Source organism: Halobacillus sp. Marseille-Q1614 (assembly GCF_902809865.1).
Classification (GTDB): domain Bacteria; phylum Bacillota; class Bacilli; order Bacillales; family Halobacillaceae; genus Halobacillus_A.
The window spans coordinates 165877-191533 of the sequence record NZ_CADDWH010000001.1 but is presented as its reverse complement, the minus strand read 5'-3'; the positions used below and the strand labels follow the sequence as shown (position 1 = coordinate 191533).

Sequence of the window (25657 nt, the reverse complement as noted above, 5' to 3'; positions counted from 1 at the left end):
TTCACTGCCTCCCTTACGAATAAAAGGTCTTCTTTAGAACCTCTAAATATTCATGAAACTCTTCCCACATTGGATCAAAATTCATTGTTGCCAGATTCTGACCCTGCAGGCGCTGTTTCAATTCATTCTGATACCCATCGATGGACCAGCGGATCAAGTTAAAGGCTTTTTCTACGTCGATGTCCTGGCGGAATAAGGAGTAGTCAATATTGTCATAAATGATGGAATACCCCTTCTTCTGTACTTTTTCCACTCGTTCTTTAAGCTTCTCCGGCAGATCGTCTTCATGTAAAACAAGGAAAGTCCCTGTAAACCGAAACAGTGCCGGATGCTCTAAATACGTTTCCATTTTGATTTGTGAGGCCTGCTTAAATCGCTCAATAAAATCCTTTTCGGTTGTATCAATACGTTGAAAGTATTCTCTTGTAATTACGTCTAAGCTATATTCCATTAAATATTCGTATAACGCCTTTTTATTTTTAAAGTAGTAAAAAAGCATCCCTTTTCCAATACCGGCATCTTTAACAATTGCATTCGTAGAGGCTTGATCGTACCCCTTCTCAGCAAATTCTCGAAAAGCTGCATCCAATATTTTTTGGCGTTTCTCTTCATCTAAGCTCTCGAACTTCTTACTAATGAGGGTTCCTCCTTTCCACCAGGGTAATTAGACCACCCTGGTCAATTTCATTGTATTCCTTTCGACCATCCCGGTCAACTTAATTTTTCCAAATCAGATATTAAACGCTCCCAGAAACAAATAATATTGTTTCACAAACAATAGTGTATGACATATACTATAAGTATAGTATGCGACGTACAGTATAAACAGGAAGGTGAGGGAATGAGTCAACTACTGAATTCGTTATTAACCGAGCAGAGACGAGGCAACTTGACACTGGCTGTTTTAAGCCAGCTGCGAACGCCGCAATATGGGTATTCACTTGTCCGCCTTTTAGAGGAGTCAGGGATTTTCATTGAACAGAGCACCCTCTATCCATTGCTTCGCCGATTAGAAAAACAGGAGCTCGTGACAAGCTGCTGGGATACAACGGAGTCCCGTCCCCGCAAATATTATGTATTGAGTGACTATGGAGAAGAAGTTTTTCAGCAGTTAAAATCAGAATGGCTGAAAGTGACAAAAGAATTATTCCGTTTACTGGAGGAGGAGAACGATGAATTTAATTGAAGTATATCTTCAAGAAGTAGAGCGGCGGCTTCCGGAAAGAAATCGTGAGGATATATTACTTGAGATCAGGTCTACCATTGAAGATATGCTGCCGGATGGTTATACGGAGGAAGATGTAAAAGAAGTGCTTAAGAAGATGGGTAATCCGATTTTGCTCGCGGGCGGGTACAGAGACAGGCCGATGCATTTAATTGGCCCGCGCTATTATGATATGTATATTTCTCTCATTAAAATGATTTTGCCGATTGCCGCAGTGATTTCATTAATAAGCCTGGTTTCTGAGTTTTTCCTGACTCCTGCTGAAGGAAATTCATTTATCGATATCATTCTTACATTCATCGGTAAAGGCGTCTCTAGAATCATCGAGGTCGGTATCCAAGTATTCTTCTGGATGACTTTGACCTTTTCGGTGATTGAACGAGTAGATAAAGAAAATGATCAGCAGCCGCTGACCTCAGACGGGAAGAAGTGGACACCTGATCAATTGAAGAAAGTTTCTTATGTCCCTAAGAAGAGAGCCATATCACTCGCGGAAGTGTTCGGGACCCTCCTATGGACAGCAATTTGGGCTACTGTTTATTTCAATGCAGGGCGCCTTTTAGGGATTTACGAGAATCAAGGAAACGGATTAACATTTGTTGCGCCTTCCCTGAACCAGGACGTTCTCAATTCTTTCTGGCCTCCCATAATTATTGTGATTGGTTTGGAAATCGGGCTGGCCCTTTTTAAGATGGTTCAAAGGCAGTGGACAAAACAGTTAGCATGGTACAACTTGATTCAGGAAGTAATGGGGGCCCTTGTTTTTGTATTTATCATTACAACCAGTGGTTTATTTAATCCGGAATTTGTAAGCTATACGGCCGACTTATTTAATGTAACGGCCGAACAGGTTCAAACAAGGGTGATCTGGGGAAGCAGCGCAATTTTTATATTTTTTGCTGCTTTGAATAGTTTCGATGGCTTCCGTAAATACAAACGAGGAACAAAGAAAGTTTAGCTTTCTATATCTCGATTTATTGAAACTTAAGATAAGGGAATCTATGACACACCTGCGGAAAGGGAATGTAATAGATTCCCTGTACCCGTTTAACAATTGGAAGGATGGCGGAAACAATCCAGCGTATGGTCATTGATCAGACCTACCGCCTGCATGTAAGAATAACAAATCGTAGGACCGACAAACTTAAAGCCGTCTTTCTTCAACTGTTTGCTCATCGAATCACTCAACTCATTGGATACAGGAACTTCCTCTATCGTTTTCCACTCATTAACAATGGGTTCATGACCGACAAACTCCCATATGTAATTGGAGAAAGATCCATACTCTGCTTGAATCTTTAAGAAAGCTTTTGCATTTGAAACAACACTTTTCACCTTCAGCCGATTTCGTATGATGCCCTCGAATTCTAATAGAGTTTGAATTTTTTCATCTGTGTAACGAACAATCTTTTCTGGATCAAACTGATCAAAGGCTATTCGGTAATTTTCTCTTTTTTTTAAGATCGTCCACCAGCTTAGACCAGCCTGAGCGCCTTCAAGGCAAAGCATTTCAAATAAAACCTGGTCATCATAAACCGGGACTCCCCACTCTTTATCGTGATACTCAAGGTATAATGGTTCATCTGTTACCCATGCACATCTATTCATCTTCTGCCCTCCCTTTATATGTTAATCATATCATTACTAAACAAAAAAACAGCCACCTCACTCGATGGCTGACTTATTAATGAAAATCTACATTAATTCTGTTTTTAGTATCTCTCGTTAATTTAGGCATTCTCACTTCCAGCACACCATTTTTATAAGTGGCTTTAACGCCTTCATGGGAAACAGGACATGGGAGAGAAACCGCACGGTGAAAACTGCCCGTGTAACATTCTTTTCTATACATGTTTTCTTCTTTCGTTTCGTTCGTCTTGTTCACGGAACCACTGATGCTTAATGTATTGTTTTCGAGATCGATGTTGACATTTTCCTTCTTTTCAAGCCCTGGGATGTCACAGGCCGCAATGACTTCGTTTTCTGTCTCATGTACATCCACACGAATCCCGCCAAAATTACGTTCATTGTCAAAGTTCATTGGAAAATCAGAAAAAATCCGCTCAAACTCTCTTCGCATATTGGACAGCTGCCGGAATGGGTATTCGGTACTAATGCCATCATTCAGCCTCCTTTAAATGATTTCACCGTTATTATTTCTAAGCAGTGGCATAATATACGCATTAGACTTTTTCAGAGTGTACTTAAAATTGGTCGATATTCAAAAAGAAAACGATATTTTTATAAAAAACCCCTTGAGCTTTACGTTGCGTAAAGCCTTATGATTATAAATGTCAGGAGGGTTAAAGATGGAATATACCGTAAGCCAATTAGCGCAAATGTCGGGTGTGAGCGGCCGAACACTTCGATATTATGATCAAATCGGGCTGTTAAAACCGGCAAGGATCAATTCTTCTGGTTACCGCATTTACGGTCAGAAAGAAGTGGATCTGCTGCAACAAATCCTGTTCTACCGGGAACTGGAGGTTAGTTTGGAGGATATCACCGAGATGATCCACCAGCCGGATTTTGATCCAACCAATGCCCTGAAAAATCATTACAATAAACTAATAGAGAAACGGGCCCGCCTGGACAAAATTATTTCAACTGTCGAGAAGACAATTGAAACCCGACAAGGAGGGATTGCGATGTCAGACAAAGAGAAGTTTGAAGGCTTTAAGGAAAAAATGATAGATGAAAACGAGAAGAAATATGGGAAAGAAATTCGGGAAAAGTATGGTGATGAGACAGTGGACGCAAGTATCGCCAAACTTATGGGGATTTCCGAAGCAGATTATCAAGCCATGACAAAGCTTGGGGATGAAATTATCACGTTACTTGAAAAAGCCTATAAAACAGGAGATCCGGCATCTGAGGAAGCTCAGGAACTTGCAGCAAAGCATAAGGATTGGCTGATGTATTCATGGTCCTCTTATTCAAAAGAAGCCCACTTGGGACTTGCTGAAATGTATGTGGCAGATGAGCGCTTTACGGAGTACTACGATCAGCATGTTAAAGGCGGGACAGAATTCCTGCGGGATGCCATCGTAATCTATACAAAAAAGAATAAAGCTTAAAGAAAAGAGACTATCTAGAGGTTAGATAGTCTCTTCTTTTTTAGTGGCTATGGTTTTTAAGAACCTTATGGATGGTCTGTAGAAGACCGTAATAGTCGGGTTTTACAATGACTTCCGCAACGTTATAATTCCAGGAAGTCTTAATTATGTCTTCATCATGATGATGAAGAATGAGGATGATGGCTGTTTCCCTTATGATACTGTTTAAAAAACCCATCATGGAAAAGCATGATTCATCCAAAAGAATGAGATTTATTTGGTGATCGTATATTATATTATTTAGATTGCAACGGTCTATATAGTCACAACGAACGAAAATGTTATTATCATCTAGAAGATTTAGTAAATCATTGTTCTCCTTGTAACTTTCCGCAATAAATAATATGCGCGGTTCCATTATAATCCTCCTTTTTATCCCTAAGAAAAACTGCAGTATTTAAACGTCATCGTCAGGATGTCAAAGTGAAAATGGAGGATTACATGGACAACCAAGTAATCACAATGGCATGTACTTTGCCCTTATCCTCATGGTAACAGAGATGGAAGATTAATCATACCAATTAAACGGGCTGAAACTAATGGATAATAATAGAACTCCAGAATAAAGGCTGCATTCGGGGAGCCTGCTTCGCTTTTAACCTAGCTCGTGACCACACTGTGGCATCTCAACTGCCGTTATTTATATTCTTAATAATATCAATAAATCCACAGCGCCAACTAAAAAAAGCCATGCAGAGCCGTACTCTGCATGGCTCTCCATATTTTAAAAGTATAGATATCCTGTTCCTTTGCCAGAATTAAGGTGGATCTTTTTCATCACTTTCTCATAAGGAAGCTCCTTAGTAAATTCTCCGCTCCCATCAGCTTTTACTTTATAAGTTTGATCTCCGGCCTTGATCTTAATGTGTTCATTCTTTACGGCTTTTCCATTCATGTCCGTAACTTTACCTTTAATCACAACGGTACTCCCATTTAATTCATACTCTGAATTAATCACGTGACGCTTCTTTACTTCTTTTAACTCATCTACTACCAGGTTATTACTGACGCTGTCGCGTACTACACTGAAGGTCTTACCTTTTAATGTTTCGTAAGTGGCACTGGTACGAACAGGATAAAGCGTAATTTGATCGACATCTGCCGGGCTGTCACCTTTATTTAATAAACGGAAAGAGCGGTCGCCTTCAGTAATTTGAACTGTACCTGTATAGTTGATATTTACATCCTCTTTCTCATCTTGTAAATCAAGAGATAATACTTGACCGCCGCCAAAATTCATTTTAATCTGGCTGGCTTCCTCACTGCTTCTAGCGCTCACATAAACATGATAGGCTCCTGTCTGCACTTCTTCTGGTAAAATGATTTCTTTTTCATCCCCAGCTGGCATTTCAATGTACTGGCCTTGAGAAAAATCAGTTCCACCAGCTCTTAATTCAGGTGTATTCGCTTTATAAAGATTTACATCGGCTAAAGCAACATAACCCTTGTTATACCATTGATTTTCTGAATCGACGCTAAACTTAATTCTTAAATCCATAGTGCCCTCGGGTATAGGAGCCACTGGGGTCGTCTTAATTGCACTGCTGCCTGAATACCAGTGACGGTAATGATAGTTCATGCCCTGCACTTCAGAAATCACCGTACTTTCCCCATTTTCATCAAGGGCAAGCACCTCTGCCTGAAGCTGAGTTTCGAACTCTAAACGTGTGGCGAATTCTAAATTAACGAAATCACCCACTTCTGGAGAACCGGCTTCACTTTTTACCGGAATATCTTTGTATAAATAAGAATCATCATATAATCTTGTATTATTGGCCCCATCGCCTTTTATAAATAGAGCATTTTGGCCGAACCAATCCTCATATATTTCCGCTTCCTGATCACGTGATTCTTCAGGAATTACATCTTCTTTTACTGCATCCTCATTCGTCTCATCCAGGGCTGGATCGGTGGAATCTTTAAAAACGACTGCTTTCATTGGGTCTGATAATGAAGCGTTACTAAGATCATATAACTCATCTGGCTTTTCCACATATTGATCTTCTATTTCAATGATAGAAGCACTCTCTTTTTCTATTTCTTTAGAAAATAAAGCTTTCTTACTCTCATCATGCTTTAAAATTCTTGCAAGAGCTCGAATCGCCTCTACATTAGATTCCGCTCCAGAGTTCACGTTCACCTTATTTTCATCAATTGCATCAAAGGCTGCACCATACTCCTGGTTGAACATCGGCTGATCTTTGTCGTTATTTCCATGCCACCATTGGCCAGCCACGCCTGCCATAAATGCATACTTATCTTTGCCTGTAACTTCATATAGTTTAATATAATTATCTACATAAGAGGCTGTCCCATAATTAATCTGAGGATATTTGATGTTATTAGGCTGCATGGAAAAAGCTCTGCCGGAAATAACCAGGTCACTTAAGAAACTGTCAGCCGCAAGCTCTGCTGCATCGATCCAGTTTTCATTTCCTAATGCTTCACCAGCCAAAGCCATCGCAGCCACTTGCTGACTTCCCCACTCACTCCAAGTATCTAAGCGATCTCCATAGGTACTCATAAACCCGCCATAAGGGTATTCAATGAAATCCCCAAATTGCGAAGCATATAAAGCTTCACCAAGCATTTGAATATTTTCTTTTACTCTTTCATCAGGTGATACATCGTAATGCTTCGTTAGTGCATCAAGCGCAATCGTTGATACCCAATTATCCCCTAAATCCCAGGCTGGATAATCCACGGCGCTTTTCTCTTCATATGTACCATACAAAGGTTTTATCCTTTCATAAATGCGCTGACTGGATAAATCCATGTGTTGTTTAACTTTTCCAGCGAATTCAGGGTCCTCTTCCAGTAAAATTTCATAGGCATAACTCATCGCCGTATACCCGCGGGTTCCCCAGTAACTAAAATCTTTAGATGAAGAATGCGAATCTCTTTTATAAATATCACCATTTTCATCAACAGCTACAAAATTTCTAAAGTCCCCATCTGACTCTTGCATCCACATAACAAATTCTAAGCCTTTTTTAATTTGCTCTATACTATGCTGATCTTTGTATAATTTGTAATGTTCTACATAGGCCGTTACCGCACGGGCCACATCATCCAGTGCAGCAATTCCCTCTTGAGGGTCCCCCACATAATGATACCCTTCACTAATATCATCAGGATTGTCAGGCTCCGCATAAAGCCTCGTAATTAACATATCGATGCCCTCCACTGTGACATCCTGGTTCAGCCAATTCAAGTGATCCAGATTTAAATAAAATTCATCTTCTGCTTTAAGAGCAAACTTCTTAAAGTAAGAAATGTCTTTAAGTGTGAGCTCATGATCATCATCTAAATCAAAAATAGGATTATACTCATTTCGATCAACCGCTTTTTCCAGCTTCTTTAAATCCGCTTTATTTAATTTCCCATTGCCGTCCAAATCATAACCAGCTTCTTCAGCTTTTGCACCTGTTGGCAGGAGTAAAAAGGCAGCTAAACTAACCATTAATAATATGGTGAACCATTTTTTCATTTATTTCCCTCCAGTATTTTTTTAGCCCAGCTAACTACTACACCTCCTATACGTATGGTTTAAATAATAAAAGAGGGAAGCTTTTATCCCCTCTGCTATCCTTATTTATGTAAGCCCTTACAAAAAACTTCAAAAAAACTTATAATATATTAATTATCTTACATTACAAAATATAATTTGTAATGTTAAATAACACTCATTACAGAATAAGAGTAATTATATAATCATTATACATAGTTGTTTTATAGAGTCAATGATACTTTCTCAATAATAACCTTTAAGGTCGTTGTTTTGTAACGTTACAAAACAACGACCTTAAAAAACCCACTTAAAAACCTACTGCTTTAAGCGGGTGCTTTAGTCATTTTTTAATTGTAAAAGTCTGTGATTGATTTACTTTAATAGACAGCTCTATTCGTTCTCTATTCATATCCAAGTCTTCCAGTTTATCTTCATTTAAGTTTGTAAGAACAGCCTCTTTTAATCCTTCAATTTTAAATCCTGCTTCCACCTCTTCTTCTTTTGCATTATACACTCTCATCACAAGGGAATCTTCCCATTCTGATTTCTTTAAAGTACTTAATACAGCCGAATCGTCCGTTTCTTTTAAAAGTTGATATTCTACTGGAGTAATCACATCAGACTTGTTAAGCTTCATCGCATTATAAGGAATCTTATTGTAAGTGTGAACAGGTGTTAAAAAGTCTTTCGCTGCCCTTGCTGAATTGGCTTTCAATGTACTTCCTTTATGGAGGTACAAGGCAAAATCCACTGTAAGCTTTCCAATCATTTGAGAATCGGGCGTTGGCAGCTTAATTCCTGAAGGCCTGCCAGGTCTTCTAAGCATTTCCGCTTTCCCTAAATGGCCGATACTCCTAAATAAAGTGATAGCGATTGTATTATAGGAATCGCCTGTAATCTCATATTCTCTTGTACTGTTTGTCAGTACACTGACACCATACTCTTCGTTCGATAACCCGATATAACTTAACATCGGATAAATGGCATCTGGACGTTCGCTCCAGTTCTCTTCCTGCCATACATCCATGGCGGGGTCAACTACACTTCTTTTAATATGGCCAAATTGATTATCGGCAATTGAAAAGCTTGAACTTAAGTCAGTTGGGATGTAGGCGCGCAGCCGATGATCTCTTGCTTGATTATCAAGTTCACAGGAAACCTCAATCATAGGTTTATGATTAGGTATGTGGATGTTCAGACCTACGTCAACACGGCTGTTTTTCTTGCCAACCTTTCTGTCCTCTAAATTCGCAGGAACTTTTAAGCTGTATTCAATGTCAATTTCGGCAGCATATTTGTTTTGCACGGCCTTAATATCAGCTTCGACCTCATCACTGAAAATCAGCTCTTCCTCTTCAAGTGGGGAGAAGTCATATTCATCCCCGTCATCTCCGCCATTCTCCAGCAGAAGCACTTGATCAAACGACTTTCCTAATTGCTTATCATAGATGTTTAACGTTCCATTCTGATTGACTGATACTTCATAGTACTCTGTTTCTACTCTATCTTTTTGCCTTCTTTCCTCCACCGATTTCTCGTCATTCTCTTTGACAAAAAAGGTGGTGTAGCCTATCGGCGGCAATGTTTCTTTCAGCTGAATTTGATACTTAATAAAAGGTTCATAGTTTCCGTAGTGAACAATTTGGCGGTCAATCAGTCCAGGGTCAATTTCTTCCTTGTGAAGAATCTCATAATCTAACGCCTTGCCTCGAGCATCTTCCAAAGAAAAGCCTTTATATTTTGAAATAATCTCTGTGGTTACAACTTCCTCGCGCTCATATGGCAAGAAGTTAAATAACGTTAATCGGTCAGTATCTTCTTCAGTATCGACCGCATCAACAATTTGTCTTTTATAAAATTCAATCAGCTGATCGGTTTTTTCTTCAGCTAGGAATAACCTGTTAGCGATCTCTCTATGAACTTTATCTGAACAACAGCAGCCAATACTGTCATGGGCGTGGTTTTTCATGATTTCTTTCCATATTAATTCTATTAACCCATGGTGATATTCAAAACCGAGATCATAAGCCATGGAAGCCAGCGGCTCCAACACATTAGTAATTTTATTTTCGACTCTTGTGTTGGCAGCTTTAATGTCCATACGGGTCGAGTAAATGCTTCGGTGTACTCGCATGTATTTACCGTCTAAAAATTCACCTTCCAAAGTGGCCAGATCATTTTGTTTTTCAATTTCTGCAAATATGTTTTCATACTTGCTTAAGAAAAACTCACGGTCAGGGTATAACTGCTTCAGCTTCCCCATGACTTCAAAGATATCTTTTTGGATCGGCATTTGATCGTGACCGTTGGGAAGCACTAAATGCTCAGTGGTTGCCCCGCGATCTAATACAGGAAAGTACTTTTCCATTCGCTGCTTTAACGCTTTTTCTTCCTGCGGCAGGTACTTCCCAATTGCGTATCCTAATGGCAGGAGCTGAACGAGCACCTTCGAACCATCAGCTGTTTCCCAGTAGAATTCCGTTTTATCGGTACCGTGACGTTCAGACGTCCCCCGCCAGAAAATTGTATATTTTATATCAAATCCGTTAAAAATATGGGGCATTTGCGCGGATTGTCCAAAAGAGTCAGGAAGATATCCGATCATCATCGGCTGGCCGAATTCCTTGCTGTCTTTAATCCCATAAAGCAGATTACGAACAATCGATTCACTGCCAACGACCATTTCGTCTGTCTGTGTATACCATGGGCCGATAATCAGCTTGCCTTGCTGGACAAGTTTCTTCACCCGATCCTTAGCTTCCGGTTTCACCGCAAAGTAATCTTCTAAAATAGAGGTTTGACCATCTAAGACATAGTAAGGATAGTCAGGATCCGTTTCCAAACGGTCCATAATCTCTTCCATATTATTAACGAGTAAAATTCTAGATTCTTCAGTTGAAAAATACCATTCCCGATCCCAGTGCATATGCGGAACGACGTGGACTTGCTTCATAAAATAATCCCTTCCTTTACTACGCAGTCTTCCATTGCTTTTCTTCTTCTGTTTCTAATTTTGTTTTTTGTTTTTTAAGTTTATGTTTACGAGTTATAATTAATAGAATCATGGATATAAAAGCTCCAAGCAGAGCTGCTCCAAACCAGACACTTGCAGCCAGGAACAGGGGTTGTCCTTCCAGCAAGGCTAATGAAAAGATTCCGGCACCAGGCACATTCAATCCAATGCCAAAGTAAGCCACAATCCCGCCAGTCACAGCAGATCCTGCGATCAATGATGGAATCACGCGGAGCGGATCATTGATCATAAACGGAATTGCACCTTCAGTAATTCCTGCTAAACCAAGCAGCCATGTCTGCTTTCCTACTTCCTGCTCAGGTTTTGTAAAGTATTTCTTCCCGATAATTGTGGCGCCGGTTACGCCAAAAGCAGATACCATTTTTACGGATGCAAAAGCAGCATAAGGCATTATATTCCCACTGGCCATGGCACCAATACAGAAAGTGTAAGCCGCTTTGTTTACAGGTCCTCCAAGGTCAAAGGAAACCATTGCTCCTAATATCACACCTAATAAAATGGCATTCCCTCCGGACAAGCCTTCGAGCCAGCTAATCAGGCCGTTATTTAGAAAGGCTAACGGTTCTCCAATAACAAAGAGCATAATCGCTCCAACCGATAAGGTACCGGCGACTGGATATAACCAGAAGCTGACGAATCCAGAGAATGTTCCAGAAGTTTGTACATGCTTCTTTAAAAACTTAATAATATAACCAGCTAAGAAACCACCAAGCATTCCGCCAAGGAAACCACTGCCGATTAAGTTAGCGGCAATCCCTGCAGCAAAACCTGGTCCAAGTGCAGGCTTATCACCTATGGAGTAAGCCATGTATGCGGATAGAATCGGAATCATTAACGTTCCGAGCATATTACCGCCTAACTGACGGAACAACCACAGCCATGAGCCCTCCTGGTCATACACTTCCTGTAATCCAAAGGCTTGCGCTACTAATACAGCAAATGCCAGCGTCATACCGCCTGCGACAATAACAGGAATGATATAAGAAATCCCTGTCATAATGGAATCTTTGATTTCTGCTTTAAATGATTTCTCTTCAGGTTCATCTTCTTCTGGATAATCCTCTACATCCTGCTCAGATGGCTTCTTTGCTTTTTGAATCGCTTCTCCTACAATCCCTTTTGCATTTTTAAGCGGAGCCGCTACACTAGTAGTTACTTTTGGCAGTTCAGCAAACCTGCCTGGATCTTTAACCGCTACATCAGCAGCAAAAATAACTGCTTCTGCACGCCGAATATCTTTTTTTAAATGGCGGTCTTCAATCCCATTTGCACCTTGTTTTTCAACCTTTACTTCTGCATTTAATTCTTTACCAGCTCGAACTAAAGCTTCGGCAGCCATGTACGTATGAGCGATACCTGCCGGGCAGGCCGTCACGGCGAGAATTAGTTTGTCTGCCTGAGGGGCTGCAGTTTCTTCCTCTTCTTCATAATCAAGAGCATAGTAAAACTGTTCACTTGTTTGTGCAGCCATCAATCTTTGTTTATAGGCCGGGTCTGCCATTCGTGTCATTAATTCAGATAAAAGGCTTAAGTGTGTAGAGCCTGCTTCATTATCAGGGATAGCCAAAAGCATAACGAGTTCCACTCGATTGTTCTCATCCACACTCTCCCAATCGGCAATTGGCTTCCTTAGAGTGGCAACTGCAAACGCGGCTTCCTTAACCGCAGATGACTTGCCGTGAGGAATAGCGAGCCCTCCCTCAAGCCCCGTCGGAGATAGGGATTCTCTTTCCATCACGGCTTGATAAAACTCATCAGCCGAATGGAGTTTTCCTTCTTTATAAAGCTGGTCAACTAAATAACGAACTACTTCTTCTTTTGAAGAAAACATTTGATCTGTATGGATTAACTGCTTAGATGTTAAACTTTTTAATAACAAAACTTTCTCCTCCCCTCAAATCATCATCTCATTTGCAAAAAGCTTATCACACAACTGGTAAGCGCTTTCTTTTCTTTGTAAAAGTACACGGACTAATAAAAAGAAACCACTTATTTGTGTATTTATACACATCAAGTGGTTTCCCAAAATATATTTGAAAACTGCTGAAGCGCCAGCATCACAGGAGTTTTATCAGAAATGTTGTAGTTCTCAAGCATCCGCTTTGGAGAGTAAAAGAAAAAACGGTAATCCGCCATCTTTTCTAACGTGTTGCTTGAGAAATGAGTCAGTGAGATGATCGTAATTCCTTTCTCCTTTGCCAATCGAGCAATTTCCAAAATCTGCTCAGTTTCCCCTGACATACTGATTAGAAACAAAACATCCTGATTTTTCGCATGGTTAATGGCATAAACCGCATCATGCCGATGAAGGAAAAACTCTGAATTCATTCCGCCAATTTTAAAATGAGTGGACATAATCTCACAAAAAGGAGCGGTATCGCCGACACCAAACAAATACACATGACCAGACTGCTTTATCTTTTTCGCCATACTCACAAGCAATTCTTCATCTAATAACTCAAGCGTCTTTTTTATATTGTAGATTTCAGTCTCCGGTTGTTCCTCCTTTATGACCTCTTCCTTCAGGCTGTTTTTTAACTGTGAAAAGCCATCATATCCTAATTTCCTTGAGAGCCGTGTAATTGTATTTGGAACCGTATATAAATTTTTTGCTAAGGTTTGAATTGAGGTTTCAACAACGGTCGATTTATTGGCTAAAATGTATTCAATAATCTGGTCGTCTGTGTCATTAAGCTTATATTCATATTTATGGGCTCTATCTTTAATATTCATCTATTCACCTCTTCAAAGGCTTATTATAACATTTCTTTCTTATCGGGAATCGGCAATTAATAGAAGTGAATTGATATAGTGGGAAGTTATTCAAATTTCCCGGGAAATAACACTTAAAATAAGTCATCATGTCGAAACTATTATATTTTACAGATATTTCATAAAATTTCGTTTCTTTTTTATATATAATCTATTAATCTATACAGAGAACCCAATATGGAAAGGAGCGCATTTGGTATGAAAAAGAAGTTCTCAGTATTGATGACTGCTTTAATCATTGGCATGCTTACTCTTGCAAGCAGTGTTTCTGCAAACCCCGTTACATACCACCCGTCAGCTGTCCACAAATCGGGAGCCATCGCTTATCAACACATGAAGCATCTCGCTTATGAGATTGGTCCTAGAGTGGCTGGGACAGAAAATGAAAGAAAGGCCGAGCAATACATTCAAGGTCAGTTTGAACGAATCGGACTAGAGACAGATGTTCAGGAGTTTACCTATGGAAATTCAAAGTCCTCTTCTAACCTGGTCTCTTATAAAAAAGGTAAATCGAACAAGCAGATTATTGTGGGGGCACACTATGATTCGGTATCCGTTGGCCGGGGCGTGGATGATAATGCCTCAGGCGTTGGCGTCCTTTTAGAAACAGCCGAAGTGTTAAAGCATATCAAAACACCTTATTCGATTGTCTTTATAGCATTTGGTGCGGAAGAAGCCGGGCTGCAGGGCTCAAAATACTATGCGGATCAGATGTCAGAAGAAGAGATTGCCAACACAGTGGGCATGATTAATTTGGACAGCCTTGCTGTGGGCGATCAGATGTATGTGTATGGCGGAGCTGAAGAGGAAGGCTTTATTCGTGATCAGGCGTTAGCGATTGCGGAGAAGAAAAAGTTGGATGTGGAAACCAATCCAGGCTTAAATCCTGACTACCCTGCCGGTACGACAGGCGACTGGAGTGATCATGCCCCATTTAAAACAAAAGGCATTCCTTATGGATATTTAGAAGCAACAAACTGGGAAATCGGCTACTTGGATGGCTATGATCAGACGGTAGAGCATGGCGGCATTTGGCATACGAGCAACGATAATCTTGAGTTTATTGAGGGAGAATATCCCGGAAGAGTGCAGGCGCATTTATCTACGTTCAGCACGCTGTTGACGGATCTATTAAAATTTATGAATAAAACAGATACGTCTAAATAAAATAAAGTCAGGCATTTTCAATGCCTGACTTTATTATTTTTTATTCTAAAAGGAAAATCCCATCTGACACAGGTCGCTCTCCCGCTGGATCTGATGGAAGATTGACGATTTGATTATCTGCCACCATTGTAGTTGATCCCCCGCCATCAAGGTTCATACCTTCGATTGCTCCTAGAGATCGAAGCACCTCGGCACTTTCATAGAAACTCAGGCCTATACTCTTCTCTGGATTACGGCCATCGACAGTTACCAGAAGGATGTTGCCATTTTCTTTAATCCCGGCAAGTGATCTTGGATGGCGATATTGGGCAAAGTGATAATAAAAGTCTTTGCTCCAGCGAAACCCTTCTTCCTGTGCTTGAATATTAATCGTGCTATTCTCAAGAAGCTGAGGGCCGCCGCTGGTCAAGTCTAGAGTAGCAGGAGTATCTATTTGACGACCATCAGCGTATACTTTTTCATTAATTGTTAGCGTATCCCCTATAGTAGCCTCTTCCTCCAGCCATTTCGCCTGCTCTCCTGTCGCAGAAATTACGTTTCCTTTTTCCGGTATCTGGTGACCAAGCTGAGAATAAGTTTCTATCACCTTGCCAGATTCATCTATTACCACTTCATATCCTTTTCCTTGAGGAGTAGTGTCTCCGAAAAAGTGATTGTATTGGATGATTTCTGATTCATCGGTACAGGTTACGTCATGTTTTGGAAGATTCGCAGGTTCATCGCCGACTCCGCCACAGCTTCGTATTAACCCGGGCTTACGATTAATCCCATCAATTACTTCCGTTGTTCCATCCTCTAGCTGCAAGCTTAATGCGGTCGATACTTCAGCCATTTCTGCCTGGTTTTCGGAAAGCAGTAAACTCGTTCGCTCTCCAATCGCTTCGCTTACTAAATGGCCATCGACGATATAAGCCCCTGCTGGATCTCCAGGTGTTCCATCTCTTGATCCAACGACAAAATATCCGCCATTCATTCCAGCGATCGCATTTTTCCTGCGGGCCATCGACAACACCGTTTCACGCTCCTGAATTTTATCGTTTGCGAGAACATTCGTTAGTTCACCTTTAAATTGATCAGGATCGATTTCGATCACATCAAGCTTCCAAGGGCCAGTAGTTTTAGTGGTTCCATCGTACTCGGAGTATGCGACACTAGCCCCTTGATAACCATCAGCTTTCACTTGAGCAGCTAAATCGTCAGCTTGCTGTTTTTGTTTAAATTTCCCCGTCCGCACAACATACCCAATTTTTTTATCAGTCACATCTGTCGATTTCTTATGTAGATTTTTTACTTGGTGAATCTCCGTTTGATAACCGTCATCTTTTAAATTGGCAGAAAGAGCCTCTGCCTCATCCCTTTCATCAAAAAAATCAATATCAACAGTATAATAGGCTTTATCTGATTTATAGCCCCGCGAAATTTCAGTGTGAGTAACCCCAGTCGTCAATTGTGTGACCGTTCGTGATTCCGGCAAATGATTTTTTCCGATAGAAAGACTTTCTTCATTTTTAGACGGCTGCGCTTTAACATCTTCATTAGTCAGTCCAGCTAAGAAAATGGCAGAAAACAACAGGAGGCTTACGATTAATTTTACCCTTAATAGATGTTTCATAGGAAATCCACCCTTCCACTTTATTTTGTTGTTAATGTACCAGTGCTATTAAAAACACTTCTTTTCTATTCCCTATCCAACCAAAATCCATACACAATTTTATAACAAAAATTCCTTATTGTGGAATTAACTAAGATTTGAAATAATGAACATTAAGATATTGAGCAGGAGGATAAAATCTATTGAGAAAAATCACTTTATCAAATGGTAAGACCGTGGAAGTAGAATGTTTAAGCTGCGCCTTAACGAGTGGCCTTATAAAGCCTGATGGAGGTGTGGTTGTAGAAACCGAATACTTCCATGCTCATCAGGATGTCGCCTACCCTATTAAGGGCTTAATGATTTTAGCTTCCAAAAGGCACATTAAAGGATTGGATGAATTAACTGAAGCTGAGAAATTGGATTACATTGAGGTGTTAACAAAGATAAGAGAAGCTCAAAGAAAAGTATTAGGGCTCGAACATGTTTATTATTTTTATAATGAAGATACTACTCACCATTTCCATACTTGGATGGTCCCAAGGTACGAATGGATGTACAAGTTCGGACGGTCTGTTGAATCAGTAAGACCATCCTTACTTCACGCCAGAAATCATATGAACGATCAAGAAAACATTAAGGAAGTGATGAATGCGCTCAGTTCCTTAAAAAAGGAATTAAATAAAAAGTCAGCTTCTGGCTGACTTTTTACTTCCTAATTCGTTTCGCTCCATAATACTTCGTTGCCCAATAATTATCCGCCTCAAGATAGGTCCCCGTCACACCGTCATCCGGCGTCACGTGAATCACCTGCCCTTTCCCTGCATAAATCGCCGGGTTTAAAAAATCGGCTTCAAAAAATACCACATCGCCCGGCTGAAGATCTTCCTTCTCGACATTCTCTCCCACTTCCCACTGTTCATCAACGTAACGAGGAAGCTCTATTCCTTCTGCGTCCTTAAAAACATATTGTATGAACCCCGCTGTATCAAAACCTGAGCGAGTCGTCCCACCGCTTTCATAAGGGACTTCTTGAATATAACGCGCTGCCTCCGCTACAAGTGGATGATCACTTGTAATCTTCAGATCAGTAAATCTTTTAATCCCCGTGAATTTCTCCTGCCAGTAAGCAGCACTGACATAAGAGGTTGTTACTTCCTGTGTTCTTGACGCGTGAATAAACTGGCCGCCTCCAATGTAAATCCCATTATGAGAAATCCCCTCACGATAAGTATCACTGAAAAATAGAACATCGCCAGGCTTGATATCTTCCATAGGTACTTCCTCCCCTGCTTCCCACTGCTGATCGGTTGTGCGAGGGAGATAAATGCCGCTTACCTTTTCAAATACGTATTGGATCAGTCCGGAGCAGTCAAAGCCATCCGGTGTTTCTCCTCCAAATACGTAAGGAACTCCTATATATTCCAGAGCTCCAGCGACAATATCGTTATCCTCCGCTATGGCCGGCGGCTCTGTGATTCTTCTCGCTTCTGTGAATGTTTCGCTCCAATAGCTGCTCCCTTCAAAAGAAGTGATCTCTACTCCGTTAGAAACCGTTGGATGAATCAGGCGGTCATCTTCCATATAAATCGCCGAATGAGACACTCCCTTCTCATCTTTACTGAAGAACAAAACATCGCCTTCCTGCAAGTCATCACGAGCTACTTCCTCCCCTAGTTCCACCTGGTGTTCAAGTGTGCGGGGCAGCATGAAACCGTACACTTCATTGAATACATATTGTATAAACCCCGAACTGTCAAAGCCTTGCTCGGGAAAAGCTCCTCCCCCCTAAGAGGTACACCGATATGCTGCTCAGCCTCTTTTACCACAGGATGGGGCTGAGTGAAATCAGTTTTCCAGAGCAAGATGCCAAAGAAAGAAATTATAGTAATAAGTACTATTGGGTACTTTAAACGTTTAAACAAATAAATATCCCCTTAACCTTGAATTACAATATCTTCATTGTATCAAACCGGGCCATAGAGATTGAGTTAAATCCTTTATTCTGGAATAATTAATGTGGAGGTGGATTTGATTGAAAACCTATTTTGTATTGTTCCTTGTTGTTTTATTCATGCATACGATGACGCTCGTGAATGTAACGGTTTATGATGGAGAATTAAACGGAATCGTTCTTTGGCTTTCCACTGTTTTGTTTCTTATAGCAGTCATCAGCTTTGCCACAGAACATCGGGCGAATAAAAGAACGAGAGGTTAACCTTCTGTGAATATATTTTTACACAGCAGACTACATAAAAATGATTAAATTAAAAGGGTAGCACCTGATCGACGGATACAGCCCTTTTTACATATTAATGTGATGAAACTCTGTCAAAGTTGCTGCCAGTAACGTCTGCAATATTTTCGATGGCCACTAGCGCATCAGGATCAATTTCTGCAACAACTGACCTTAGCGTCGATAATTCTATTCGTGTGACAATCGTATAAATAATCTTTTTAGGCTCATTTGTAAAAACACCCTGCCCTTGAATATACGTCATTCCTCGTCCCAGTTGTTTAATGAGAGAATCCGAAATTTCTTCAGGGACATTTGAAATAATAGTCACCGACTTCAGTTCTTCCATACCTTCTACTACAATATCGATCATTTTATAAGCTATATAATATGTAATAATGGAATACATCGCCGTTTCCCAGCTGAAAACTAAAAAGGCAGCAAGAATAAAGATAAAGACATTCACGATCATAATAAACTGTCCGACAGATACAGGACGTCTTTTGCTGACAAAAATCGCAATGATCTCCGTACCATCTAAAGAGCCTCCTGTACGAATAACCAGCCCAACCCCTGTACCGAGAATGACGGCTCCGATTACCGTTGCCAGAAATAAATCGTCGGTAGCCCTCTCAAAATGGTGAAAGTAAGCCGTACTGGCAGATAAGATGATAACTCCATATAAAGTATGTACCGTAAACTTCGGCCCAATTTTTCGATAACCGATATAAAGGAACGGCAGGTTTAAGATAAGGAGGAAGATACTCATCTGCAGGCCGGTCAATTCGGCTGCAATGATAGAAAGACCAATGACTCCTCCATCTAAAATATTGTTCGGAACTAGGAAAAATTCAAGACCAGCTGCCGCAATAATTGCACCAATAGTGATCATGATGATTTGCTTCGTTTCGTTCAATACACGTTTTTTCTTACTTATTGCCAATGAATATCAAGCCCTTCTCATAGAAATAGATGATAGAAAAATAACTTTCTTATTATAATACTATACTTGAGAGGTGCTCGCTTTCCGAGGACGAACACTTTACATACTTATTTTAAAATCTAACAGACTAATTATCCATATTTTGCAAAATTTATCGATATTTGTCTAACGATTTTTACAGGGGATTTGATTATTTTGTAGAATTTCCTAAATATAGGCCATCGTAGAGTGCCAATATAAAAGGAAGGTGAAATGGTATGTCCAACGTTAATATCTTCAAGAACATTCTATTCAAATGGATGCCATACAAAGAGCAGTTTATGTGTGAAAAGAAGCTGGCCAAAGTGATCAAGAGATTAAAGGTAGACGACTTTATTTTCAATTGGGACCGCAACAGCTGTTTTATAGAATTCGAGTACCAAGAAGATACTTACAGATTGGAGCATTCTGTAGATAAAGCGAAGGAAAAAGGAATTATCTTAAGGAACGGACTGGATTGTTTAACGGAACTTACTCAATCTCTCGAAGACTTGTGCCAAATTATTGATCGAGGCACTTATAAATTCGACACGTGGATTGCAGGGATGAGGCAGTCCGAAGCCAATCGAGACGAAGAGCCTGATTTCCATGAAGAGTTCCATATTAAATATAAGTCTTCCGGAAAGCACAGTCCTGCCCGTTATGAAGATGAGGAGTATAACCCGCTCCTTCGTGACTACGACCGCGAAAATAGATATCACGAGCATGAGAAGATTCTGCAGCAATCTCACCGTGAATAGATTTATAACTAGAAGCTTGTAGAGAAACCTTTTCTCTACAAGCTTTTTTCGTTAGATGCTTTATGAGCTTTTTTAGGGAACTACCTGAAACCCTCAAACTTATTGAAACTTAATTCCCAACCGATCGTAAGTAATAGGCAGAAGTAGAGAAGGAGGGAATTTTGATGAAATCCATTACAAAAAAACGAACCAAAGCGCTGATGATTGATTTTGCCATTTCTACGGCAGTAACGGCTGGTGTTGAATTCCTGCTGCGTAAGAAAATCAAGAATGAAGCGTTTCATGCTTTGGTGACGCCAACTGCTGTTATGTGGAGTCTTGAATACGCCCAAATGCGTCAATGCGGTCAGACGATTGGCTACAAAACAATGGGACTGGCTCTTGAAAATGAAGAAGGTTCAGAGCTGAGTTCAAGCCAAATCATAAAGCGAATGGCATATCGGGATACTGTGAGCACTTTTGATTACCTAAAAAACCGAAAGTCGTTTGAAGGCGAAGATGGATCCGTCCTTCCCCACGATCGTTATTCAGGAACGGCAGTGAGAGAGCCCTAATAACCACAAAAAAATAACGCCTTTGGCATCCACCAAATGGCGTTTCTTTTTCACTTCATCACGTTCCACAAAAAGTTCGGTAGGGACGATCGCAGGCTGGCGGCAGCTTCGTGTATTCCTCATGCTTAGAAGAATACGCATACGGTTCTGCCAGAACTTCAAGCAGCCGCTCCATCACGCTGTAATCTCTATCCTTCACGGCTGCCTCAAGAGCACCTTCAACAAGATGATTTCTTGGAATTACGGCAGGGTTTGATTGCTTCATTCGTTCATAGGAAGAGGTTTTCAATGCTTCCTGCCTGTCGAGGCGTGCCTGCCACTGATTATACCAATTCTTGAATTCAGGTGTATCATTCATTGGCGTATCTTCAGGCTTATCCATCGATAACGCACGGAAGGTGTTGGTAAAATCAGCTTCATGCTTTTTCATTATGCTTAAAAGATCATCGATTAATGGTTCATCCTGAGCGGCTTCATTTTGGAAACCGAGCTTTTTCCTCATGCCTTCAAGCCAGTGGCTCCGGTACAGCTCTTCATATTTTGAGTGAGCGTTCTGAGCGAGTTCCACCGCTTGCTCCTGATTTTCATGAAACAGCGGCAGCAGCGTTTCTCCAAACCGCGCGAGATTCCACTGACCAATCGGCGGCTGGTTTTGATAAGCGTAGCGACCTTGGACATCAATCGAGCTGAATACAGTTGCCGGGTTATATTCGTTCATAAAAGCACATGGCCCATAATCGATGGTTTCGCCGCTGATCGTCATATTATCCGTATTCATCACACCATGGATGAAGCCGACGAGCTGCCATTTGGCAATTAATGCAGCCTGTCGATCGATCACTTCTTCAAATAACTTCACATAACGATCTTCTTTTTCTTGAAGTTCTGGGTAGTGACGTTTGATCGCATAATCAGCCAGAGTTTTAATTGCCTCTTCGCCTCCCCATTGAGCCGCATACTCAAACGTCCCAATCCTAAGGTGACTTGGTGCAACACGAGTTAAGACGGCTCCAGGGAGTTCGTTTTCACGGAGCACAGACTCGCCGGTTGTCACGACAGCAAGGCTGCGATTCGTTGGAATGCCAAGCGCATGGATGGATTCACTAATAATATATTCGCGCAGCATTGGTCCAAGTGTTGCCCGGCCATCACCCCCGCGTGAGAACGGGGTACGTCCTGAGCCTTTAAGCTGAATATCAAACCGTTCACCTGAAGGCGTCATCTGCTCACCCAGCAGCACAGCCCGGCCGTCGCCCAGCATTGTAAAATTCCCGAACTGATGTCCTGCATAAGCCTGGGCAATTGGAAAAGCCCCTTCAGGAATTTCGTTACCAGCAAAAACATCTGCGCCTTCCCGGCTTTCCAGCTTCTTTGAATCTAACCCTAATGATTCGGCTAAAGACTTATTAAATAAGACGAGCTCCGGTTCAATTACAGGGTCCGGTTCGACCTTTTCAAAAAATGGATCAGGCAGACGTGCATAACTGTTATTAAAATTCCATCCTGCTTCGTTAGATTGTATCATTATATCTCCTTCGTTTCATTTGTCATATGTCCATCTAATCATAGTCTCTGCAAAAAGCAAAAAATCATAGGTCTCCTATGATTTTCTTTTAAAATTCTTTTTACTGTTAATTACCCGATATAACCAGAGATATAACTTTACAAAAAAGCCGGCAGGTGACGCTGCGTTACTTAATATAGTAAAAGTATTTCTTTGAATTAAAGGAGATCGAGTATGGAGAACAAGCCGCTTTGGAAACAAACCGATCCATGGACATGGAAAACCTTTATAAGCCTGCTTTTATTAGAATTTTTATTCGTCATGATTGTAGTAAAATACGGAATACAGGAACTATTAGAGCAGTGGTTCGACAACTCCTTGTACTCTGGAACTTTAACTGGCATTGTTATCGCGATGGTCCTGATTACCGGTGTGTATTTTATAGCCTTAAGGCCGAAGCAGCTAAAGTGGAATGAAGTCGGAGTCCGTGCTTTTCCAGCTAAGGACTGGAGACGCATCCTTCTTTGGACATTGCTGCTAATGATTGGCGGCTTTGCGGTTTTAACATTCATCAGCTATTTTGGGCACACCTCGGAAAACAGCAAAACCGAAAGCCTTCAGCAGAACTTAAGCCTAATGACATTGTTAATTGGGCTAATCAGTGCAGCGGTTATTTCCCCGATTTACGAAGAGATTTTTTACCGCGGCTTTCTCTACCGCTGGCTTCGCACACGCGTCGGCATGACGTGGGGCATTTTAATAAGCTCTTTAATATTTACAGCTGCTCATTATCCGACGACAAATACAATGCCTATTAACTTCATGGACGGGGTTGTGTTCGCATGGGCCTACGAACGTACGAACTCTATCTGGCCGGGAGTAATAGTCCATGGATTAGTCAACGGGATTTCGATTTTACTGGTCGTAGGTTAGGAAGATCTAGGAATCGCTGGTGATCTGGATAAAACTGATTTGGCTTTGATTTAAGAAACGGATCGGAGCTTTACTCGTACCTAAGCCGCTGTCAATGTAAAGCATCTGATCTTGACCGGTTTTGAATGTTCCTTTATCGAGATTTGGAAAAAGTTTCTGTTCGGGAGCCACCACCGCCCCAATTAAAGGAATCCTTACTTGTCCGCCGTGTGTATGTCCGCTTAAGACCAAATCAGCCGGTAAACCGCTGTACTTTTTCGTAATGCTCGGTGAATGGGACAGCAGGATCGTATAACGTTCCTGGTCTATCCCGTCAAAAGCTTTATCCGTATTTTCATGATCTGTAGAGCAGTCACCAACCCCTATTAAATGAAGCTTGACCTCATTTTTAGTTACTATCGTATGCTGATTATCTAAAATGGTAACTTTTCGCACCTTGAGGCCATCGAAAAATTCTTGGATACGGGGATTATCCCACTCATGATTCCCAGAAACAAAATAAACAGATTCATGGACTGAGGTTAGTTTCTCAACGAAAGAAAATACCCGTTCAAACTGCTTTGTCCCTCTACTGATAAGATCACCAGTCATTACGATGATGTCCGGATTTAATTTCTCTGCCGTGTATAACAGCTTTTGGTTGTTCTCTCCAAACTCTTTATTGTGCAGGTCACTTATCTGCAAAATGGTGATTTTAGACCCTTTCGGCAGTTTATTACTGAGAAAGTGGACGCTGTTCACTTTAAAAACATTCGTATCAAAAATGGCCTTTATTGAAGCAAAAATTATTGGTATAAAAGTAAAGAAAACAAGCCGCTTTTTCATTGTGCATTGCCCGTGGTATTCATTAAAATTACTCCTTTTTTGAATCTTTTTATCCCCTTAATACGTATATCATAATGAAAGCAAAACCATTTTAGTGAGGTGAATGCTGATGTTCTTTAGAATCTTTCATAAAGCTAACCTCCCCGCCAGAATCGCTCTAGTAGTCGGGTCTGTCGCTCTATTAATCGCTGGAATTATACAACTTGTTCTATAAACTCTGCCAGGCTCATGCCTGGATTTTTTCTGCTCTGTGATAATAATAGCTTTTATTTTGGCAAATGACCATACACTATGGTTTCGATTCTTTCCTCAATAAAAAATTGCACATAAAAGAGGTTATCTTTAAAGATAACCTTTTGAATGAATTATTCAGCTTCCATTGCATCAGCTTTTGTTTCATGAACCGTACCAAACGGATGCTCAGGCGGTGCATAAATAGTGTAAAGCTTCAGCGGTTCATCTCCAGTATTTGTCAAGTTATGCCATTTCCCAGCAGGAACCATGATAGCATAGTCATCATACACAGGAGCTTCAAAATCTAATTGATCTTTACTGTCCCCCATCTGCACCAATCCTTCTCCCTCTTCTATACGTAAAAATTGATCAACGTCTGGGTGGACTTCTAAACCGATATCATCTCCAACATCTATGCTCATTACTGTTACCTGAAGATGATCTCCTGTCCATATAGCTGTTCTGAACGTAGTATTTTGCTTAGAAGCTTCTTCAATATCCACAACAAACGGCTGTGTCCCATAATCATCCAGATCAATGCGTTCTTCATTTGATGACAATTTAGTTAAGCGCTCGACTTGATCAACCTCATCATTGCAAGCTCTCATGAACACTTCACGAATAGGTAAATGCTGCGTAAGTTCGTAACCTTCGCGATATTCTTCATAATTATGAACGCCTGCTTCATATGCCTTCTGTAATCCTTCACTGTAACTATTAAATGTGATTGGCTGCAGGTCATACATCGGCGGATTACCGGTAAGTGTGACATACAGGTCCGTAAAATGCTTTAAGTGTCCTTCTTCCTCTTCTAACGTACGGAGAAGTTCACTCTTATGCTTTTGATTTGGCGCAAAAGCAGCTAATCGGCTGTAAAAATCAACAGCCGACGCTTTCCCTTCGATACTAGTGAGCACAGCGTTTAGCACTTGCTGATGATCTTGGTGGTTTCCTTGGCCTCCGTTAAACATTGGGTTGTTTCCATAAGGATTTGGATACATATTAGGGTAATTGAACATCTGCCTCATTCCCTTCAAAAATTATAAATTCATCCTATACTTTATGATTGGGGAATGTACTTATGCAGCTGATATTGTAAAAACCTCCCATTCTCCTTCAGGAAGCTCACCGTACGCCCAAGGAAAACGATTCGTTTCCCGGAGGCCTTTGCACTTTCCTTCGAAAGAAAAGCCGGTCGCCCGAAATCATGAGGTTTCTCTACAAACTGACAGG

The 25657-nt window shown here is 40.8% G+C and carries 23 protein-coding genes; 9 read left to right on the top strand and 14 right to left on the bottom strand.

Features of this window, described 5'->3' with window-relative positions; translation table 11 throughout:
* Window positions 1-13: 13 nt before the first annotated feature.
* On the bottom strand, window positions 14-589 hold the full coding sequence (locus HUS26_RS00950; protein WP_371809524.1) for a TetR/AcrR family transcriptional regulator: 576 nt from the start codon (window positions 587-589) through the stop codon (window positions 14-16).
* 252 nt (window positions 590-841) lie between these two features.
* On the opposite strand from HUS26_RS00950, the gene HUS26_RS00945 reads away from it, so the two are divergent.
* Together HUS26_RS00945 and HUS26_RS00940 are read left to right on the top strand one after the other, a co-directional pair.
* The gene (locus HUS26_RS00945; RefSeq protein WP_173915370.1) at window positions 842-1186 is read left to right on the top strand and encodes a PadR family transcriptional regulator; all 345 of its coding nucleotides are present in this window, start codon (window positions 842-844) and stop codon (window positions 1184-1186) included.
* Window positions 1173-2183 (top strand): hypothetical protein, encoded by a 1011-nt coding sequence (locus HUS26_RS00940; RefSeq protein ID WP_173915369.1) that lies wholly within the window; start codon window positions 1173-1175, stop codon window positions 2181-2183. Before HUS26_RS00945 ends, HUS26_RS00940 begins: the two co-directional genes overlap by 14 nt.
* Before the next feature lie 89 nt (window positions 2184-2272).
* On the opposite strand, the gene HUS26_RS00935 is transcribed toward HUS26_RS00940, so the two are convergent.
* Complete coding sequence (locus HUS26_RS00935) at window positions 2273-2833, bottom strand: DNA-3-methyladenine glycosylase I (RefSeq protein WP_173915368.1); 561 nt, start codon at window positions 2831-2833, stop codon at window positions 2273-2275.
* A gap of 76 nt (window positions 2834-2909) precedes the next feature.
* Window positions 2910-3305 carry an Hsp20/alpha crystallin family protein gene (locus HUS26_RS00930; RefSeq protein WP_173915367.1) on the bottom strand — a complete coding sequence of 132 codons (396 nt, stop codon included), beginning with the start codon at window positions 3303-3305 and terminating at the stop codon, window positions 2910-2912.
* A gap of 229 nt (window positions 3306-3534) precedes the next feature.
* Here HUS26_RS00930 and HUS26_RS00925 point away from each other — a divergent pair, with 229 nt between their 5' ends.
* A complete protein-coding gene (locus tag HUS26_RS00925; protein ID WP_173915366.1) occupies window positions 3535-4302 on the top strand; it encodes a MerR family transcriptional regulator in 768 nt (255 codons plus the stop codon).
* Between the two features lie 40 nt (window positions 4303-4342).
* Here HUS26_RS00925 and HUS26_RS00920 read toward each other — a convergent pair whose 3' ends face one another.
* The 5 genes from HUS26_RS00920 to HUS26_RS00900 all read right to left on the bottom strand — a co-directional run bounded on the left by HUS26_RS00920 (window position 4343) and on the right by HUS26_RS00900 (window position 13619).
* Window positions 4343-4699: a hypothetical protein gene (locus HUS26_RS00920; RefSeq protein ID WP_173915365.1), complete on the bottom strand. Its 357-nt coding sequence runs from the start codon at window positions 4697-4699 to the stop codon at window positions 4343-4345.
* A 366-nt stretch (window positions 4700-5065) separates the two neighbouring features.
* Window positions 5066-7831 (bottom strand): hypothetical protein, encoded by a 2766-nt coding sequence (locus tag HUS26_RS00915; protein ID WP_173915364.1) that lies wholly within the window; start codon window positions 7829-7831, stop codon window positions 5066-5068.
* Between the two features lie 361 nt (window positions 7832-8192).
* Window positions 8193-10805, bottom strand: coding sequence for a mannosylglycerate hydrolase (gene mngB, locus HUS26_RS00910; RefSeq protein WP_173915363.1), 2613 nt, complete (start codon window positions 10803-10805; stop codon window positions 8193-8195).
* A 19-nt stretch (window positions 10806-10824) separates the two neighbouring features.
* Window positions 10825-12765: a PTS 2-O-a-mannosyl-D-glycerate transporter subunit IIABC gene (gene mngA / locus HUS26_RS00905; protein WP_173915362.1), complete on the bottom strand. Its 1941-nt coding sequence runs from the start codon at window positions 12763-12765 to the stop codon at window positions 10825-10827.
* A gap of 131 nt (window positions 12766-12896) precedes the next feature.
* Entirely contained in the window at window positions 12897-13619 is a 723-nt protein-coding gene (locus HUS26_RS00900; protein WP_173915361.1) for a MurR/RpiR family transcriptional regulator, read from the bottom strand.
* Window positions 13620-13856: 237 nt separating this feature from the next.
* Here HUS26_RS00900 and HUS26_RS00895 point away from each other — a divergent pair, with 237 nt between their 5' ends.
* A complete protein-coding gene (locus HUS26_RS00895) occupies window positions 13857-14825 on the top strand; it encodes a M20/M25/M40 family metallo-hydrolase (protein WP_173915360.1) in 969 nt (322 codons plus the stop codon).
* 40 nt (window positions 14826-14865) lie between these two features.
* Here the strand turns inward: HUS26_RS00895 and HUS26_RS00890 are convergent, their stop codons facing one another.
* Window positions 14866-16437 carry a phosphodiester glycosidase family protein gene (locus HUS26_RS00890; RefSeq protein ID WP_173915359.1) on the bottom strand — a complete coding sequence of 524 codons (1572 nt, stop codon included), beginning with the start codon at window positions 16435-16437 and terminating at the stop codon, window positions 14866-14868.
* A 182-nt stretch (window positions 16438-16619) separates the two neighbouring features.
* On the opposite strand from HUS26_RS00890, the gene HUS26_RS00885 reads away from it, so the two are divergent.
* On the top strand, window positions 16620-17120 hold the full coding sequence (locus HUS26_RS00885) for an HIT family protein (RefSeq protein WP_173915358.1): 501 nt from the start codon (window positions 16620-16622) through the stop codon (window positions 17118-17120).
* Window positions 17121-17124: 4 nt separating this feature from the next.
* Here the strand turns inward: HUS26_RS00885 and HUS26_RS00880 are convergent, their stop codons facing one another.
* On the bottom strand, window positions 17125-18126 hold the full coding sequence (locus HUS26_RS00880) for a C40 family peptidase (RefSeq protein WP_254434107.1): 1002 nt from the start codon (window positions 18124-18126) through the stop codon (window positions 17125-17127).
* A gap of 325 nt (window positions 18127-18451) precedes the next feature.
* Between HUS26_RS00880 and HUS26_RS00875 the strand changes: the two genes are divergently transcribed.
* Window positions 18452-18634, top strand: coding sequence for a hypothetical protein (locus HUS26_RS00875; RefSeq protein WP_173915357.1), 183 nt, complete (start codon window positions 18452-18454; stop codon window positions 18632-18634).
* A gap of 94 nt (window positions 18635-18728) precedes the next feature.
* Here the strand turns inward: HUS26_RS00875 and HUS26_RS00870 are convergent, their stop codons facing one another.
* Entirely contained in the window at window positions 18729-19595 is an 867-nt protein-coding gene (locus tag HUS26_RS00870; protein WP_254434106.1) for a YitT family protein, read from the bottom strand.
* 257 nt (window positions 19596-19852) lie between these two features.
* Between HUS26_RS00870 and HUS26_RS00865 the strand changes: the two genes are divergently transcribed.
* Together HUS26_RS00865 and HUS26_RS00860 are read left to right on the top strand one after the other, a co-directional pair.
* On the top strand, window positions 19853-20374 hold the full coding sequence (locus HUS26_RS00865; protein ID WP_173915356.1) for a hypothetical protein: 522 nt from the start codon (window positions 19853-19855) through the stop codon (window positions 20372-20374).
* Between the two features lie 164 nt (window positions 20375-20538).
* Window positions 20539-20928: an RDD family protein gene (locus tag HUS26_RS00860; protein WP_173915355.1), complete on the top strand. Its 390-nt coding sequence runs from the start codon at window positions 20539-20541 to the stop codon at window positions 20926-20928.
* A gap of 58 nt (window positions 20929-20986) precedes the next feature.
* Here the strand turns inward: HUS26_RS00860 and HUS26_RS00855 are convergent, their stop codons facing one another.
* Window positions 20987-22453, bottom strand: a complete 1467-nt coding sequence (locus tag HUS26_RS00855) for a YdiU family protein (RefSeq protein ID WP_173915354.1) — start codon at window positions 22451-22453, stop codon at window positions 20987-20989.
* Window positions 22454-22666: 213 nt separating this feature from the next.
* Here HUS26_RS00855 and HUS26_RS00850 point away from each other — a divergent pair, with 213 nt between their 5' ends.
* Window positions 22667-23365, top strand: a complete 699-nt coding sequence (locus HUS26_RS00850; protein ID WP_173915353.1) for a CPBP family intramembrane glutamic endopeptidase — start codon at window positions 22667-22669, stop codon at window positions 23363-23365.
* 6 nt (window positions 23366-23371) lie between these two features.
* On the opposite strand, the gene HUS26_RS00845 is transcribed toward HUS26_RS00850, so the two are convergent.
* On the bottom strand, window positions 23372-24190 hold the full coding sequence (locus HUS26_RS00845; protein WP_173915352.1) for a metallophosphoesterase: 819 nt from the start codon (window positions 24188-24190) through the stop codon (window positions 23372-23374).
* A gap of 365 nt (window positions 24191-24555) precedes the next feature.
* Entirely contained in the window at window positions 24556-25443 is an 888-nt protein-coding gene (locus HUS26_RS00840; protein ID WP_254434105.1) for a cupin domain-containing protein, read from the bottom strand.
* Window positions 25444-25657: the final 214 nt, after the last annotated feature.